At 38.4% G+C, this 16,852-nt stretch carries 16 protein-coding genes and 2 tRNA genes; 11 read left to right on the forward strand and 7 right to left on the reverse strand.

Going from position 1 to position 16,852, the window contains the following annotated elements; translation table 11 throughout:
* Positions 1–21: 21 nt before the first annotated feature.
* The 3 genes from ACTHN6_RS13205 to ACTHN6_RS13215 form a co-directional block, all read right to left on the reverse strand.
* Positions 22–108, reverse strand: a tRNA-Leu gene (locus tag ACTHN6_RS13205).
* A gap of 31 nt (positions 109–139) precedes the next feature.
* Positions 140–1,297, reverse strand: a complete 1,158-nt coding sequence (locus ACTHN6_RS13210) for a sensor histidine kinase (RefSeq protein WP_440436241.1) — start codon at positions 1,295–1,297, stop codon at positions 140–142.
* Between the two features lie 87 nt (positions 1,298–1,384).
* Positions 1,385–2,377 (reverse strand): hypothetical protein, encoded by a 993-nt coding sequence (locus ACTHN6_RS13215; protein WP_440436242.1) that lies wholly within the window; start codon positions 2,375–2,377, stop codon positions 1,385–1,387.
* 52 nt (positions 2,378–2,429) lie between these two features.
* Between ACTHN6_RS13215 and ACTHN6_RS13220 the strand changes: the two genes are divergently transcribed.
* From ACTHN6_RS13220 to ACTHN6_RS13270, 11 genes are all read left to right on the forward strand, one after another.
* Positions 2,430–3,155 (forward strand): ribonuclease H-like domain-containing protein, encoded by a 726-nt coding sequence (locus ACTHN6_RS13220; protein ID WP_440436243.1) that lies wholly within the window; start codon positions 2,430–2,432, stop codon positions 3,153–3,155.
* Positions 3,156–3,206: 51 nt separating this feature from the next.
* Positions 3,207–3,279, forward strand: a tRNA-Phe gene (locus ACTHN6_RS13225).
* A gap of 231 nt (positions 3,280–3,510) precedes the next feature.
* The gene (gene hisG / locus ACTHN6_RS13230; protein WP_440436244.1) at positions 3,511–4,371 is read left to right on the forward strand and encodes an ATP phosphoribosyltransferase; all 861 of its coding nucleotides are present in this window, start codon (positions 3,511–3,513) and stop codon (positions 4,369–4,371) included.
* The gene (hisD, locus tag ACTHN6_RS13235) at positions 4,368–5,645 is read left to right on the forward strand and encodes a histidinol dehydrogenase (RefSeq protein ID WP_440436245.1); all 1,278 of its coding nucleotides are present in this window, start codon (positions 4,368–4,370) and stop codon (positions 5,643–5,645) included. The genes hisG and hisD overlap by 4 nt, the downstream gene beginning before the upstream one ends.
* Before the next feature lie 73 nt (positions 5,646–5,718).
* A complete protein-coding gene (hisC, locus tag ACTHN6_RS13240) occupies positions 5,719–6,774 on the forward strand; it encodes a histidinol-phosphate transaminase (protein ID WP_440436246.1) in 1,056 nt (351 codons plus the stop codon).
* Positions 6,771–7,688, forward strand: a complete 918-nt coding sequence (gene hisB, locus ACTHN6_RS13245; protein WP_440436247.1) for an imidazoleglycerol-phosphate dehydratase HisB — start codon at positions 6,771–6,773, stop codon at positions 7,686–7,688. The genes hisC and hisB overlap by 4 nt, the downstream gene beginning before the upstream one ends.
* A complete protein-coding gene (gene hisH / locus ACTHN6_RS13250) occupies positions 7,688–8,269 on the forward strand; it encodes an imidazole glycerol phosphate synthase subunit HisH (protein ID WP_440436248.1) in 582 nt (193 codons plus the stop codon). The genes hisB and hisH overlap by 1 nt, the downstream gene beginning before the upstream one ends.
* Complete coding sequence (hisA, locus tag ACTHN6_RS13255; protein WP_440436249.1) at positions 8,266–8,988, forward strand: 1-(5-phosphoribosyl)-5-[(5-phosphoribosylamino)methylideneamino]imidazole-4-carboxamide isomerase; 723 nt, start codon at positions 8,266–8,268, stop codon at positions 8,986–8,988. Before hisH ends, hisA begins: the two co-directional genes overlap by 4 nt.
* Positions 8,989–9,750 carry an imidazole glycerol phosphate synthase subunit HisF gene (gene hisF, locus ACTHN6_RS13260; protein WP_440436250.1) on the forward strand — a complete coding sequence of 254 codons (762 nt, stop codon included), beginning with the start codon at positions 8,989–8,991 and terminating at the stop codon, positions 9,748–9,750.
* Positions 9,751–9,863: 113 nt separating this feature from the next.
* Entirely contained in the window at positions 9,864–10,502 is a 639-nt protein-coding gene (gene hisIE / locus ACTHN6_RS13265) for a bifunctional phosphoribosyl-AMP cyclohydrolase/phosphoribosyl-ATP diphosphatase HisIE (RefSeq protein WP_440436251.1), read from the forward strand.
* Positions 10,503–10,596: 94 nt separating this feature from the next.
* On the forward strand, positions 10,597–11,517 hold the full coding sequence (locus ACTHN6_RS13270; RefSeq protein WP_440436252.1) for a helix-turn-helix domain-containing protein: 921 nt from the start codon (positions 10,597–10,599) through the stop codon (positions 11,515–11,517).
* 10 nt (positions 11,518–11,527) lie between these two features.
* Here the strand turns inward: ACTHN6_RS13270 and ACTHN6_RS13275 are convergent, their stop codons facing one another.
* The 4 genes from ACTHN6_RS13275 to ACTHN6_RS13290 all read right to left on the reverse strand — a co-directional run bounded on the left by ACTHN6_RS13275 (position 11,528) and on the right by ACTHN6_RS13290 (position 16,571).
* Positions 11,528–11,830 carry a polyhydroxyalkanoic acid system family protein gene (locus ACTHN6_RS13275; protein WP_440436253.1) on the reverse strand — a complete coding sequence of 101 codons (303 nt, stop codon included), beginning with the start codon at positions 11,828–11,830 and terminating at the stop codon, positions 11,528–11,530.
* Between the two features lie 62 nt (positions 11,831–11,892).
* Positions 11,893–12,663, reverse strand: a complete 771-nt coding sequence (locus tag ACTHN6_RS13280; RefSeq protein WP_440436257.1) for an oxygenase MpaB family protein — start codon at positions 12,661–12,663, stop codon at positions 11,893–11,895.
* Between the two features lie 131 nt (positions 12,664–12,794).
* Positions 12,795–13,214, reverse strand: coding sequence for a hypothetical protein (locus ACTHN6_RS13285; protein WP_440436254.1), 420 nt, complete (start codon positions 13,212–13,214; stop codon positions 12,795–12,797).
* Between the two features lie 219 nt (positions 13,215–13,433).
* Complete coding sequence (locus tag ACTHN6_RS13290) at positions 13,434–16,571, reverse strand: efflux RND transporter permease subunit (RefSeq protein ID WP_440436255.1); 3,138 nt, start codon at positions 16,569–16,571, stop codon at positions 13,434–13,436.
* Between the last annotated feature and the right edge of the window lie 281 nt (positions 16,572–16,852).

Consider the following 16,852-nt stretch of genomic DNA (forward strand, 5'->3'; position numbering starts at 1 on the left):
AACCTTGTTCAGATTGCTTTTTGGTGCCCAAGACTGGATTCGAACCAGCAAGCCCGTTAAGGCACTACCACCTCAAAGTAGCGTGTCTACCAATTTCACCACCTGGGCGTGGCCTGCAAATGTAGGGGGAAAAAATAAATTATTTATTCAGTTCAATTCTAAAAGTTGTGCCTTTACCCGGTTCGCTGTGTTTTACAAACAGGGCACCTTTGTGATATTGTTCAATTATGCGTTTACTCAGCGTTAATCCAAGCCCCCATCCGCGTTTCTTTGTAGTAAAACCGGGGTTGAAAACTTTTGCAATATTGTTCTTTGAAATGCCTTTACCGGTGTCCGTTACATCAATTAAAACCTGGGATACCGTATCTTTTATATACACTTCAACCGAGCCTTTGCCTTCAATGGCGTCCAAAGCATTTTTTAGCAGGTTTTCAATTACCCAGTCGAACAACGGCGGCGATATCATGGCCGGAATATCGTTTTGCTCACTGGTATTTAAGCTCATATTTACCTTGCCTCCTGCCCTTCGTTTTATATAATCCATCATATTGCTCACCTGCTCCACAATATTTTTTTCTTCAAGATGAGGATGGCTGCCTATTTTTCCAAAACGGTCTGTTATAAGCTCAAGCCGGTTTACATCCTTCTCTATTTCTGCGCTGTATTTCTCCGTTCCGGGAGTTTCCTTCAAAACTTCCACCCAGCCTTTAAGGCTTGAAACAGGTGTTCCCAACTGATGCGCCGTTTCCTTAGCCATGCCTGCCCATACCTGGTTTTGCGTGCTCCTATATGATGTGCGTTGCGCAATTATTATCACTATAAGAAAAAGCCCTACGATGATTAGCTGAACTACAGGATAATACCGTACCTCTCTTTGCAAAATACTTTGACCATAATAATATTTATTGGCTTTGTAAGGTTTTTCGGAAAGGGTAATAATGATAGGTTCATGATCCTTCTTAAACTCAGCCAGTTTTTCCTTCAGATAGTTTGGGTTTGATTTAATCTTTACTGAATCAAGGTTTACGCAATTGCCTGTATTAATGCTGTCATTTTCATTGGTTTCAATAATAGGTATTTCGGTATTTTCCGAAGAAATCCTGGCAGCAAGGTTAAGGTTTACTTCATCTGTAACATTTAATATGGTATGCTGCGCCTCCACCCATATTTCTACTTTCTTCTTTTCATCGGCGGCTATTTTTTTAGCCAGGTAAGATGAATAAAATATAGTGCCTGTAACAATAGCCGCTGCTATAAGAAATAACAGCGTTTTGCCATTAAGCCATTGCTGAATCATGCTCTAAAATATATAAACAGGTGCAAATAAAAAATCCCGCATTTATGATTGCGGGATTTTTTTATGGGACACTATAAAACAAGCTTTTTAACTGAACAGGCCGCCCTTTTTGAGTTCTTTTGTTCCCTGCCCTATTTTGTAACCGTTTTGATAAATTTCAATTTTATAATTGCCGGTTTGATATTTTCCAGACTCCGGTTTCCAGTCAAAACTTACTGGCATGCGTTTGCCCTGTTCGTAATTTACCGTCATTTTATTCGTAAATACTTTATCACCATCTTCCCTTGTTGTAAAGGTACCGCTGCCATTGGCAGGCACTGTAATTGGATGGCCATCCGGGCCTGTAACACATACAAACAATTCTTTTTCGCCGCTTGGTGCAATGCGGTTTTCATCAAGATCAAATGTTATCCTGAAGAGGTCTGCGCGTTTTGCAGTTTCTGTTGTTTTTTCTTTACCGCTGCCCTTTACATTAATAGCAGCAATATTGATGTTGCTTGCATGCAAGGTTGAACCAACATCTTCCACCTGCGCTTTTGCAGCCTGTGTGGTAGAAAGGTCTTGTTCAACCCTTGTTTTCTGGGCAGTAAGTGTATCGCGCTGTGTGCTTAAATCTGCGTTTGCAACCGTAAGCGTTTGATTTTCCTGTTTCAACTGTTCTACCTGTGCCAGCAAATCGGTAATCTTTCCATTTAATTCTTTAATCATCGACTTGGCTTTGCTTAAGTCTGCATTCTTTTTACCCAGTTCGTTTTTAATCCTTGATTTAAGGTCTTCAATCTCTGTTTTCCGGTCTGCCAGTTCTCCTGAAAGCTTTGCATTTGAACCGGTTAATGAATCCATTCTGGATAAAGCATCATTATATTCTGCTTCAACCGCGCTGCGGGATGAATCGGCGGCCGTATATTGAACAGTAAGCTGATCAATTTTTTTGCTTGACTGGCTCTTATCATAAATAATATAACCCCAGGTGCCAACCAAAGCGGCTATTAAAATGCCGAAAATCAGTTTACGGTTATCTTTCGGCTGGTTAGCCGGCTGATTCTCAGATGTAGAAGATGGATAATTGCTGTAACTCATATTTTATGGTTTAATTGTAAGGCTAATTTAGTAATATTGAAAAAACAATCTTTTGAATACTTTTCCCTTATCAAACCTTTTATTGCTCGATATAGAAACTGTGCCATGCTATGAAAGGTTTGAAATGCTTCCGGATGAATTGAAATTACTTTGGGGCGACAAAATTTCCAAAACCGTGCCAGAAAGCCTTACGCTCGATGAAAGCTATTTGCTGAGGGCGGGTATTATGGCTGAGTTTGGAAAAATAATCTGTATATCAGCCGGTTATTTTTATGAAGATGAAAGCAACCAGGTTTGCTTTAAAGTTAAAAGTATTTGCTGCGAAGAAGAAGCGGAAATTTTGCAAAATTTTTTAAAAATAACGGACGTTTTTTTTAAAACAAAAAAGCACATTGTATTCGGCGGCCATAACATACGGGAGTTTGACATACCGTATATATGCCGGCGCCTGCTGATTAACAATATTCCCCTGCCTCCTTATTTGCAGTTACATGCTGCCAAACCCTGGGAAATTGAAATGATTGATACGTTGCAGTGGTGGAAATTCGGTGATTATAAAAATTATATTTCACTTAACCTGCTGGCTACTATTTTGAATGTGCCCTCATCCAAAGGCGATATTGACGGAAGCAAAGTAAGGGATGTATATTACGAGCATAAGGACATACAGCGCATAGCCACCTATTGTGAAAAAGATGTTATTGTGGTAGCCAACATCATTCTCCGCTTTAAAAACCAGCCTTTACTGAAGGAAGAAAATATCCAGATAATAAAATAGTTGCAGCAGGATGTTTGTATTTATAAAAACCTCCTATATTTGCAGCCCTCTGGTGCGGTAGCTCAGTCGGTAGAGCAAAGGACTGAAAATCCTTGTGTCGGCGGTTCGATCCCGCCCCACACCACAAAAAAAGTTTCATCCAAATGAAGCTTTTTTTTGTTTTAATACAGTTGCTCAAAAAAAACTTGTTCAATTAAACGGAGTTATTATTTTTGCGCCTCAATTATGAATTACAACACACATACACATCATCATCATTTTACCACCACATGGTAAGCTGTAGTGATTGTATGTAACTATAAAACATTTCAAACAAAAGGCTTACTTAAACGTAGGCCTTTTTTATTTTAAAACAATGGAAACAAAACTGAAGATAGCCCTGCAGAAATCAGGAAGGTTGTATGATGATTCTGTAAAAATTCTGAAAGAATGCGGTATTGAATTGCAAAACGGCATGAACAAACTGCTGAATGAAGCCATTAATTTCCCCATGCAGATTTTGTTTCTGCGAGACGATGATATTCCGCAGTATGTGGAAGATGGCGTAGCCGATATCGGCATTGTTGGCGAGAACGTTGTATATGAAACCAATAAAAATGTTGAAATTGTTGAGAAGCTTGGCTTTGGTAAATGCCGTTTATCTGTTGCCGTTCCGCGCAATGAAAATTATACCGGTGCACAATTTCTGAATGGCAAACGCATTGCTACAACTTATCCTTTTTTATTACAAAGTTTTTTAGATAAGAATAAGATCAATGCAGAGATACATGAAATAAGCGGATCGGTAGAAATCACGCCCGGCGTGGGTTTGGCAGATGCAATATGCGATCTGGTAAGCAGCGGCAGCACCCTGTTTTCAAATGGATTAAAAGAAACCGAAGTGGTATTGAATTCCCAGGCGGCGCTTATTGGCAACAAAAATCTTTCATCTGAAAAACAGTTACTGCTTAAAAAATTATTATTCAGGATACAGGCTGTAAAAAAAGCAAAGAAGAATAAATACATTTTATTAAACGCGCCAAATGATAAGCTGGATATAATCTGCAGCCTTATCCCCGGCATGAAAAGTCCCACCATTTTGCCACTCGGAATTGAAGGATGGAGTTCCCTGCATTCTGTTGTGCAGGAAGATGATTTCTGGAACATCATTGAAAGTTTAAAAGATAATGGCGCAGAAGGCATTTTGATTATACCAATCGAAAAAATGGTTTTATGATGCAGGCTATACAATATCCCAAAAAAGCTGATTGGAATGAATTATTGAAACGCCCGTCGCAGGATTTTACAACTGTAAAAGACATTGTAAAAAACATTTTGAATGATGTAAAACAACGCGGCGACGAAGCATTAAAAGATTATACAAAACAGTTTGATAAAATTGAACTGGATAACTTTTTAATTGATGTTGAAGAATGGCAAACAGCCAACAATATTCCTGAAGATTTAAAAACAGCCATACAGCTTTCCATAAAAAATGTAAGCGCTTTTCATGCAGCACAGCAACAACCTGTTCAAAAAATTGAAACCATGCCGGGCGTTGTTTGCTGGAGAAAATCCGTCGCCATTGATAAAGTGGGCTTATATATTCCCGGTGGCACAGCACCATTGTTTTCTACATTAATCATGCTTGGTGTGCCCGCTACAATTGCCGGTTGCCAGGAAATTATTTTGTGCATGCCACCACAAAAAAACGGCCTGGTGCATCCTGCCGTTTTATATGCGGCGCAGCAAATCGGTATTACCAAAATCTATAAGATTGGCGGCGCCCAGGCAATTGCTGCGATGGCTTATGGTACAAAAACAATTAATAAAGTATATAAGATTTTCGGGCCGGGCAATCAATATATTACCTGCGCTAAAATGCTGGTAAATGCAGAAGGCATTGCCATTGATATGCCTGCCGGTCCAAGCGAAGTAGCAGTAATAGCAGATGAAACCGCTGATGCAAATTTTGTTGCGGCAGACCTTTTATCGCAGGCCGAACATGGAAAAGATTCGCAGGTTGTTTTAGTTACAGATAAAGAAGTTGTTATCACAAAAACACTGGAAGCTTTAAAAGAGCAATTAGAAGCTTTGCCAAGAAAAGATATTGCTGCCGGCGCATTGCAAAACAGCAAAGCAATTTTAGCGCACGATTTGAATGAAGCCGTTGAATTGATGAATGAATATGCACCGGAACATTTAATTGTCAGTTGCAACAACGCTGAGGCTATTGCTACACAAATTACCAATGCAGGTTCTGTTTTTATTGGCCATTATTCGCCGGAAAGCGTTGGCGATTATGCTTCCGGCACCAATCATACTTTACCTACCAATGGTTTTGCAAAAGCATACAGCGGTGTTTCATTGGATAGTTTTTATAAGAAGATAACCTTTCAGCAATTAACGAAGCAAGGTTTGCAAAATATAAGCAAAGCAGTAACCACGCTGGCTGAAGCAGAAGGCTTACAGGCGCATGCGAATGCGGTTATGGTGAGATTGAAAAAATAACGCGGTCAGACGCTTCAAAAGCCTCAGACCGATAGCAGCAATACAAACAATTGATAACAGTTTAAATAAATATATGGCTGAGTTTAGTTTGGATAATATTCTTAGAAGCAACGTAAAAAAATTAATCCCTTATTCTTCTGCACGTTCAGAGTTTGAGGGCGAGGCACAAATATTTCTGGATGCCAACGAAAACAGTTTAGGCTCAACATTGAATAATAATTTTCATCGTTATCCTGATCCCCAACAAAAACAATTAAAACAAAAACTCAGTCTTATTAAAGATGTTCCTGCAGAAAATATTTTCGTTGGAAATGGAAGCGATGAAGCGATTGATTTATTGATAAGAGCCTTTTGTAATCCCGGTGTTGATAATATTCTCATCTTTCCTCCTACATATGGCATGTATGAAGTAAGTGCAGAAATAAATGATATTGCCATCAACAAAGTGTTATTGACAGAAGATTACCAGATAGATCTTAATGCAGTAAAAAACGGCATTGATAATAACACCAAAATCATCTTTGTTTGCTCACCAAACAATCCAACCGGCAACTTATTAGAACCCACCAGCATTGAATGGTTATTAAAAAATTTTAATGGCATTGTAGCGGTGGATGAAGCTTATATTGATTTTGCGGGAACACAATCATGGTCTCAAAGATTAAATGAGTTTCCTAACCTTGTGGTGTTACAAACCTTATCTAAAGCATGGGGCCTAGCAGGTTTGAGAATTGGCTTTGCTTATACATCAAAAGAAATTATTCATGTGTTTAACAAAATAAAGCCGCCGTATAATATTAGTGAAGCCACGCAGCAACTGGCTTTGCAGGCTTTGCAAAATGAACAGCAGGCTAAAGAAAAAACGAACATTTTAATTCAACAGAAGATAAGATTACTGGAAGGTTTCAAGCAATTCGATTTCATTAAAACCATCTATCCTTCCGATGCCAATTTCATCCTGGTAAAAGTGGATGATGCAAAGGATTTATATCAATATCTTGTTGCAAAAACCATCGTAGTGAGAAACCGCAGCAGCCAGCCTTTATGTGAAAACAGCTTGCGCATAACTGTGGGGGCGCCTGAGGAAAATGATATTTTACTGTTAGCACTAAAATCTTACAAAGCATGAAAAATTTACTCGTTGATATAAATGCTGTTGTTGATACAATCAATAACGATATTGTTTTTGAAAAAGCCGTGATCAGCAATTTGTATCGCATACAAAAACTGGGCTATCACCTTTCTGTAGTTACTGATGGCACATCGTTAAATAGATCTTCCATACAACAATGCATTGATATTCTAAATGGCGAATTTCAATTTGAGATCATTAACAAATTAGAAGGAATTACTGATTATGATTATTTAGTTGAAAAGATTGATGATCAGTTTGTCATAAAAACCAAAAAAGAAACAAAAGCATGTGCAGACTGGAACGAAATTTCAAGTTATATTAAATCATCTGCAAGAGAAATTTCACATGTGCGGAATACTAATGAAACAAAAATCGCCATTAAAATGAACCTCGATGGCAATGGCGTTTATCATGTGGATACAGGTTTGAATTTTTTCAACCACATGATTGAACAATTATCAAAACACAGTTTGATAGACCTTGATTTAAAAGTGGATGGCGATCTGCATATTGATGAACATCATACCATAGAAGATACTGCTATTGCTTTGGGTGAAGCCATTGCAAAAGCATTAGGTAATAAACGCGGCATTGAACGTTATGGGTTTTTATTGCCGATGGATGATTGCCTGGCGCAGGTAGCCATTGATTTTGGTGGCAGGGCCTGGTTGGTTTGGGATGTGCAGTTTAAACGCGAATATGTGGGCGATGTGCCAACAGAAATGTTCTATCATTTCTTTAAATCATTCAATGATGCGGCAAAATGCAATTTGAATATTAAAGCTGAAGGCGATAATGAGCATCATAAAATTGAATCAATATTCAAGGCATTTGCAAAAGCTATAAAAATGGCAGTGGCTATAAATGAAAACAGCGATGCATTGCCCACAACAAAAGGTTTATTATAATGAAAATTGTAATCATAAAATATAATGCAGGTAATGTTTGCTCTGTTGAATTTGGCTTGCAGCGTTTAGGCATTAGTGCGATTGTAACAGATGATACGGAGGAAATTTTAAGCGCCGATAAAATTATTTTTCCGGGTGTAGGCGCTGCCGGTTTTGCAATGGATTATTTAAGCGAAAGAAATTTAGATACGTTAATTAAAAATTGCAAACAACCATTTCTCGGTATTTGTTTGGGCATGCAATTGTTATGCAAACATTCCGAAGAGAACGATACAAAATGCATTGGTGTTTTTGATGAACAGGTAAAAAAATTTACCGGCAATATTAAAGTGCCGCACATGGGCTGGAATAATATCTATGATTTAAAACAACCATTGTTTAAAGATCTGCATGAGGAAGAATATGTCTATTTCGTGCATAGTTATTATGTAGAAAAATCAGCGCACACAGCAGCAACAGCTAATTATGGAATTGAATACAGCGCTGCATTACAAAAAGATAATTTTTATGCTACGCAGTTTCACCCGGAGAAATCGGGCAAAACAGGAGAGAAAATATTGAAAACCTTTATTGAATTATGATTGAAATCATTCCGGCAATAGATATTATAGATGGCAAATGTGTAAGGCTTTCGCAAGGTGATTATGATACAAAAAAAATCTATAATGAATCACCTGTTAATGTGGCAAAGGCGTTTGAAGATGCAGGTATACAGCGTTTGCATATGGTTGATTTGGATGGCGCAAAACAAGGTAAAATCATTAATATAAAAACATTGGAAGCCGTTGCTAACGCCACAAAGCTGAAGATTGATTTTGGCGGCGGCATTAAAACCACCAGTGATGTTCAAAATGTTTTAAATGCAGGCGCCACATTCTTTAACATCGGCAGCATTGCCGTAAAACAACCGGAAGTGGTTGAAGGCTGGATAAAACAATTTGGCGCAGATAAAATCTTATTAGGCGCTGACGTAAAAGATGAAAATATTATGATACATGGCTGGCAGCAATCAGCCAACATAAATATCTTTAATTATATAAGTGCTTACATAAATAAAGGAATCAACTATATCTTTTGCACGGATATTTCAAAAGATGGTTTGCTGCAGGGTGCATCTGTTGATTTATATAAAAAGATACTGGCGAAATTCCCTCAACTGCATTTAATTGCCAGTGGCGGTGTTACCGTTATTGATGATGTGGATGAATTAAATATCATCGGTTGTACAGGCGTTATCATAGGCAAAGCTTTATATGAAGGAAGAATTCAATTATCACAATTAAAAAAATATTTGCAATAAATGCCGCTTACAAAAAGAATCATCCCTTGTCTGGATGTAAAAGATGGCCGCACTGTAAAAGGCGTAAACTTTGTGAACATACGCGATGCCGGCGATGCAGTTGAGCTTGCTTCAATTTATGCAGAACAAGGCGCCGATGAACTGGTATTTTTAGATATTACTGCCACGAATGAGAAACGCAAAACGTTATTAGAACTGGTAAATAAAGTGGCATCGGCTATTAATATTCCTTTTACAGTTGGAGGTGGCATAAGCTCTGTTGAAGATGTGAGTGTTTTATTAAATGCGGGGGCAGATAAAGTTTCCATTAACACAGCAGCTATAAAAAGGCCTGCATTAATTACAGAGATCGCCAATCAATTTGGTACACAATGCACGGTGCTGGCTGTGGATGCAAAATTTGAAAACGATAACTGGTATGTATATTTAAATGGCGGCCGCGTGGCCACCACGATGAATGCAATTGAGTGGATGAAACAGGCAATTGATTTGGGCGCAGGTGAAATTTTATTAACTTCTATTAATCATGATGGAACCAAACAAGGTTTCGCTAATGAATTGATAAAAGAAGTGGAATCTTTTTCTTCAGTTCCTGTTATCGCCAGTGGGGGCGCAGGCAATATGCAACACTTTGCTGATGTTTTTGAAGCAGGTGCAGATGCAGCATTGGCAGCGAGTTTATTTCACTATAAAGAAATAAGCATTCCTGAATTGAAAGCCTTTTTAAAAAAAGAAGGTGTAAATGTGCGAATAGCTTCTTAATGTAGGGGGCCTTTGCTGCCATAAAACTATACAGCACAAGGGAGTGACACAACCGTGCTCAATAGAAATACAAAAGATGGTAACCTAAAAATTATTCAAATATTTTTTATACAATGAGTAATCACGAACGTAAAAACTCCCCTTTAGGGGATGGGGGCTTGCTTCCCGACTTTAATAAATTTCCGGATAAACTTATTCCGGTTATCGTGCAGGATGCATCGACCAATAAAGTTTTGATGCTGGGTTATATGAATGAAGCGGCGTATAATAAAACCATGGTTGAAGAAAAGGTAACGTTCTTCAGCCGCAGCAAGCAAAGGCTTTGGACAAAAGGTGAAACCAGCGGTAATTTTTTATTGCTGAAAGAAATTTTACACGATTGTGACAATGACTGTATTTTGATAAAAGCCAATCCCGCGGGACCGGTTTGCCATACCGGCGCCGATACCTGCTTTAATGAAACAAATGAAGGCAGCTTTTTGTATCAACTGGAAAAGATTATCCGGTCGAGAAAGGAAACAAAACAGGAAGGCTCTTATGTAAACAGCCTGTTTGAAAAAGGCATTAATAAGATTGCGCAAAAGGTGGGAGAAGAAGCCGTTGAAGTGGTAATTGAAGCCAAAGATGATAATGATGAACTTTTTAAGAATGAAGCGGCCGATCTGTTGTTTCATTACCTGATTTTGCTGAATGCCAAAGGTTTTTCATTGACTGATGTGGAGCAAATATTAAGGCTAAGGCACAAAAAATAGCTTAATATTTAGCTTAACAGGTTTGTTTTTTAACCATAAGCCGATTTGCAACAAAACTAGCCAGACAAGTTAATTTCGTACATTTGCAGCCGTTATGATGCAAACGCTGGACATATTACAGGCTGCGCACCGCGATACTATAGACTCAAGAATGGATTTGCTGGAGCTGAAAGAACAGGAGATCCCGGGTTCTGCACATTACGTAATCCGCAGGTATAATGCACCCGAATTTGTGAATACGGAAGATAAGGGCATGCTGGTATATCATTACAGCAAAAACCAGCCCGATGAAAATTTTTTTGAGATGCGCTTTTGTATTACGGGAAACAGGTATTGTTCCGGTAAAACTTGTCTCTCCTGCGGGCACAAAGTGGAAGCAGGCTGCAAAAGCCATGATACGGTTGATGTTTTCTCCTTTCATTTTTCAACTAATTTTCTTTACCAGTTTGTACATAACGTAAAGCTCACCAACCGTAAGGATGAAGTGCTTGCTTTTAAATACCCTTATTCATTCAATAAACTGTTCCCTATTTGCAATCGTAAACGCATGGTACTTGATGCTATGCTGAGTAATAATTTTACAGGCGCACTGGAAAATGTTTACACGAATGCGAAAGTGCATGAGTTGTTATTGTACAGCGTTGAATGTTTGATTGATGAAAAAGAAGAAGGTTTTGCCTGCAAATTTCTTGAAAATGAAAGCGGCCGCGATAGTATTTATAAAGCCCGTGAAATTTTATTGGATAACATTGGCAATCCTATTACCATAAAAGAACTCAGCCGCAAAGTAGCTATTAACGAATGCTATTTGAAAAAAGGATTTAAAGAGATGTTTGGCACTACCATTTTCGATTTTTATCAGCAGCAACGTATGGAACACGCCAAGTATTTACTCTATGAAAAAAATCTTAGTGTAACGGATGTTTCAGATTTGCTGGGTTATTCATCCATCTCGCATTTTTCAGCCGCATTTAAAAAGCATACAGGGCTTAAGCCTTGCGAACTGCTGAAGTAATACAAATTATTTAAGCCAGCAATTCTTTCGTTTTCTTCGTTATCATATCGCTGATGGCGCTCTTGAAAAATGAAACGGCAAAAGGAAGATCAGAATTAATCTGCACATCAGCATCATTCACAACAATATCGCCTGCAAGATCAAAGCCTTTGGCTTTAAAACTAAAATTGCCCTTATTATCCTGCCAGTTTTCCTGGATATCAGAAACTATATCTTTCTTTTCTTCTTTAAGATTGGATAAAAGATTCTTGATGCGGGTTAAAGCTTCTTCTTTGGAAAGATTATGCGGTATTGTTAAGTTAAGTGCTGCCATAATAGTTATTAAAGTTGAGCGGCAAATATATCTTTAGCTATCTAAAGAAATGCCAGAAAAGTTTAAACAATATCTAATTGTTTTATGCGTGGCTTATATGCTTCAGGTAAAATCAATGCCTTTAAAAAACCATCAAGTTTAACCATCCTGGATAGCTTATAACCCGGAATCACTATACGCATTATAGAAAATTTATTAAACCCCAGCAATTCATGCACACGTTTTGGCACCAGTAATTTTTGTGCTTCAATTAATATATAATAACGAAAAGCACCAAGATGCTTCTTGTATTGTTCAAACAAATCAACAGTGAATTTGCTTTTTGCCAGGTCATGCTGAAGATGTGCGGCATAATCCTTCTTCCACGATGTATAATCTGTCGGCAATGCTTTTAAATGCATGCGTTTGCCCACCCTGTAAAACACATCAAACACTTCTTCTTTTTCTGCTGCAGTTAGCTTCTTTTCCAGCAGTTCATAAGATGCAATGGAATAATGAATGAGCATGTACAGCACATCCCTGTAAGCCCAATCAGGAATGACAGCATTCCTGCCTTTTTCAACGGCTGTATGTATAGATGTTATCCTGTCAATAGCTTTATGTGCATTATTCAAATCTGCAAAGATGATGGCGGTTGCATAAGTCACTGTTGAAAACAAGCGTCCAATAGGATCAGCCGGCAGCTTGCCCGTGAAGTAAAGCCAGTCAACAGCTTTATTCAAAGCAAATTCAGCAGCAGAACCGGCGAAAATAAACATGACCGTATCGGCTTTGCCCCATATTTTTCTTACAATGGAATCTTGTTTAACAAAAACCGCAGCATCTTCTTCCATCACGCTTTCAATTATTATTCACCAGCAAATATCTTTCATCTTCTTCAATTTTTTTAATTGTATTGTTTAGAAGCACTGATTGCTGCTGAGATTGCCTGGCATTTCACAACGATTATTATAAAGACCTTGCATTAATCCATTTCTTCATAAGCGTCTATTGGCAACCGTATTTTGGTTAATTCTTCCTCGGCAGAAAATACCATAACTGCTTTACCGTCTTTTGCTTCTATAGTTATGGTTGCATGGCGTTCTTTACCACTTTTATCTGTAAGTAAACTTTTAAAACTTGTGCTGCCATTATTCTTGTCTTTCCATTTACAAACGTATTCTGCAATATCACCGTTCAGTTCTTCATTATCGTCGGGCGCAGTTACCACAATTTTTCCATCGCCGGTAATTACTGTTATAACGCCATCTTTACTCCTTACATTACCGGCCGTATCAACCATTTCCATTTTTGATGCGTTCCATTTTATCTTTTTGTCGCATTGGGCATTGGCTGCAAATGCACACATTACAAAAGTGCTTACAAAGAGCGTAAGTTTTTTCATTGGTTTTGTTTTAAATTAATAATTAATGCAGATAAATGGTATTGGCTGGGAGGTTAACTGCGTTAAAATTAAAACAGGTTAAGCTGTAATAGGCTGTAAACTCTTTGAAAGGGGTTTAATAGTGTTAAAAGGAAAATATCATTGCTAAACAATCATAAAAAGTAAGGCTTTAGCCGGTTGCAGCTAAAGCCCTTTGCGTTTACTTCAAAATTGCTAATATTAATTATTCAAAAAATCAATTTTTTTCATCAGCTTCCTGTTTTCTCTTTTATGCATAAGATTATAAACTTTTGCATAAATAACGGGTAATATTAATAATGTAAGTATGGTGGATGTTACCAGCCCGCCTATTACAACTATTGCCAGCGGCTTTTGTGTTTCGCTGCCAATGCCTGTGCTCACGGCTGCCGGCAATAAACCGATAGCCGCCATCAGCGCTGTCATTACTACGGGCCGTATGCGCGACTGTACACCATTTGAAATAGCTTTATCAATTGGCATTTTCTCTTCAAGGTTTTTTCGAAAAACGCTTATCAGTATCACACCATTCTGAATACAGACGCCAAACAATGCAATAAAACCAATGCCTGCGCTTATACTGAAATTGATGCCTGTTATATGCAACGCGAGGATGCCTCCGATTAAAGCAAAAGGAACATTTAAAATAGTTAATACTGCGTCTTTTGCATTGCCAAACGTGATGAATAAAATAAGAAAGATGGCCAGCAAACACAATGGCACTACACGTTGCAAGGTAAGGCTTGCCCTTTGCGCATTTTCAAATTCACCATTCCATGTAAGGAAATAACCTTTGGGTAAATGCACATTGGCTTTTACCTTTTCCTGTGCTTCCTCTATAGTGCTGCCGAGGTCCCTGTCACGATTAGAAAATTTAACAGCAATGTACCTGGTGTTATTATCACGATAAATAAACGCCGGGCCGGTGAGCATTACTATATCTGATATTTCTTTCAACGGCACTTTGGTACCGCTTTGTGTCGGCACCATAAGGTTTTCAATTTTCTCCTGTGTGTTACGATATTCAAGCGGGTAACGGATACGAACGTCAAACCTTCGTTCGCCTTCATATAATTCCGTTGCCGCTTTGCCTCCTATCGCCATCTCAATTACAGAATTGGCATCTTCAGTGTTCACGCCGTATAAAGCCATGCGTTGCTGATCCAGTTCTATACGAAATTCGGGCTGGCCGAGGTTTCTTAATAAACCAAGATCATTAATCCCACTTACAGTTTTTAATTGTTTTGCCACCTGCTTTGCCAATGAATCCAACATGTTGAAATCGGGACCAAAAATCTTTACGGCGAGAGAAGCATTTACGCCAGCCACAGCCTCTTCAACATTATCGCGGATAGGTTGTGAATAATTGAGCACGATGCCGGGAATTTTTGAAAGCTGGTCGTTCATAGCATCAATCAATTCATCTTCTGTCAGCTTTCTTTTCCATTGTTCGTGTGGCAATAAATCCACCTGGATTTGCACATCAAAAAAACCTTTGGGATCCGTGCCATCATTGGTGCGACCAACCTGTGCAAGCGTTTGTTTTACTTCAGGAAATTCCCTGAGTATATCCACCATCTTATTCGATATCATTTTCGATTCTTCCAGCGAAACACTCATTGGCAATTCAGCTTCCACCCACAATGCGCCTTCATTTAAAGCCGGCAAAAATTCTGTACCAATGAATCTTACAGAAAAAAAAGTAACTGCCATTACTATAACAGCAATTAATAAGCTGGTGTTTGGATGTTTGTAGGTCCTGTTGAACAATCTTGTAATATTCTTCTCAAAAAACAATACAACAGGATTATGTTTTTCTCTTACATTTTTACGAAGCAGGATGCTTGATATGGCCGGCACAAATGTGAGTGTTAACAATAAGGCGCCCAATAATGCAAAAGCCAGTGTATAAGCCAGTGGCGAAAACATTTTCCCTTCAACTTTCTGGAAAGAAAATATAGGAACGAGGCATGTTATAATTATAAGTTTGGAAAAGAAAATTGACTTGCCCATTTCCGTACCTGTATTTTTAAATAAGCCAAGTTTTGCCAGCTTATTGAATTTCTCCATGCCCACTTCACGTGCTTTTTGATCAAGCACTACATACAAGCCTTCCACCATTACCACCGCACCGTCTATGATGATACCAAAATCAACAGCGCCAAGGCTTAACAGGTTGGCCGACATGTTTTTTATGCGCATGCAAATAAATGCAAAGAGTAAGGATAACGGAATGATGATACTCACTGTAACCGTTGTGCGCCAGTCTGCCATAAAAAGAAATACAATAACTGTTACGAGTATAATACCTTCAGCAAGGTTATGCAGTACGGTATGCTGCGCAAAATCCATCAAATTTGTACGATCGTAAAATGTATCGATTTTAACGCCAACCGGTAAAACATTTTTATTAAGCGCTTCTACTTTTTGATGTACTGCCTCAAGCACTTTGGAAGGGTTTTCACCTTTTCGCATAACAATAATACCTTCAATAACATCAGGCTGCTTATCTCTTGTAACCCAACCCAGCCGCGGCTTTCCGGCTTCTTTAACCTGTGCAACATTTTTTACAAGCACAGGCACGCCATTTAAATTAGTTACAATAATATTTTCTATCTCATTTATGTTATTCAATATACCGATGCCCCGCACAACGTAAGCCTGGCCATTCCGCTCAATAACATCACCGCCAACATTAATATTGCTTTTTTGAATAGCGCCGTATACATCAAGCGGCGAAAGATTGTACTTGGTAAGTATATCAGGGTTTACATTTACTTCAAATGTTTTTTCTTCACCACCAAAGCTGTTTACATCTGCTACACCGGGCACAGCTTTAAACTGGCGGTCAAGCACCCAATCCTGGATGGTTGTTAAATCACGAATAGAATAAGTGTCGCTTTTTAAAGTGTAGCGATATATTTCACCTGTTGGGCCATAAGGCGGTTCTACTTCAGGCTTTACACCATCCGGCAAGTCTGCGTTGCCTATGCGGCTAAGCACCTGCTGTCGTGCAAATGCATCATCCACATCATCGTCAAAAATTATTCTGATATATGATAAGCCAAAGGCTGATGTTGAGCGGAGGTTTATTTTTTTCTGTACACTGTTCAGTTCTGTTTCCAGCGGAATTGTAATTAGTTTTTCCACTTCTTCTGCGCTGCGGCCGGGCCATTGCGCAATAATGATGATTTGCGTATTGGTGACATCGGGGAAAGTTTCGATAGGCGTGTTTTTATAACATACAAACCCTATCACCGCCATCACACCCGTGAGAAAAAAAATAAAGTAGCGATGTCTTAATGAAAAATATATAATCTGTTTAATGAACTTGTTCATTGTAATAAGTTATTGGATACATCCATATGAATAAATGCAGTTTGATATGACTAAAACAACAATTGCCAACGATATGCAGTATAAAACTGCAATGCAAAAAATGATGCCTTAGCCTAATGTGTTATCGAACATGATTAAAACTCTGAGTTCAACGCAGTGTATATAAGCAACTGGTTTTTTGTGATGAGTTTATCACCCGGTTTAATATCGCCGCTTATAAAGGCTTTACCTCCTGCAACCTGCAAAAGGTTTACCTGGCTTACTTTCAGGCTATCATTTGA

This window comes from Parafilimonas sp., from assembly GCF_051953455.1.
Classification (GTDB): domain Bacteria; phylum Bacteroidota; class Bacteroidia; order Chitinophagales; family Chitinophagaceae; genus Parafilimonas.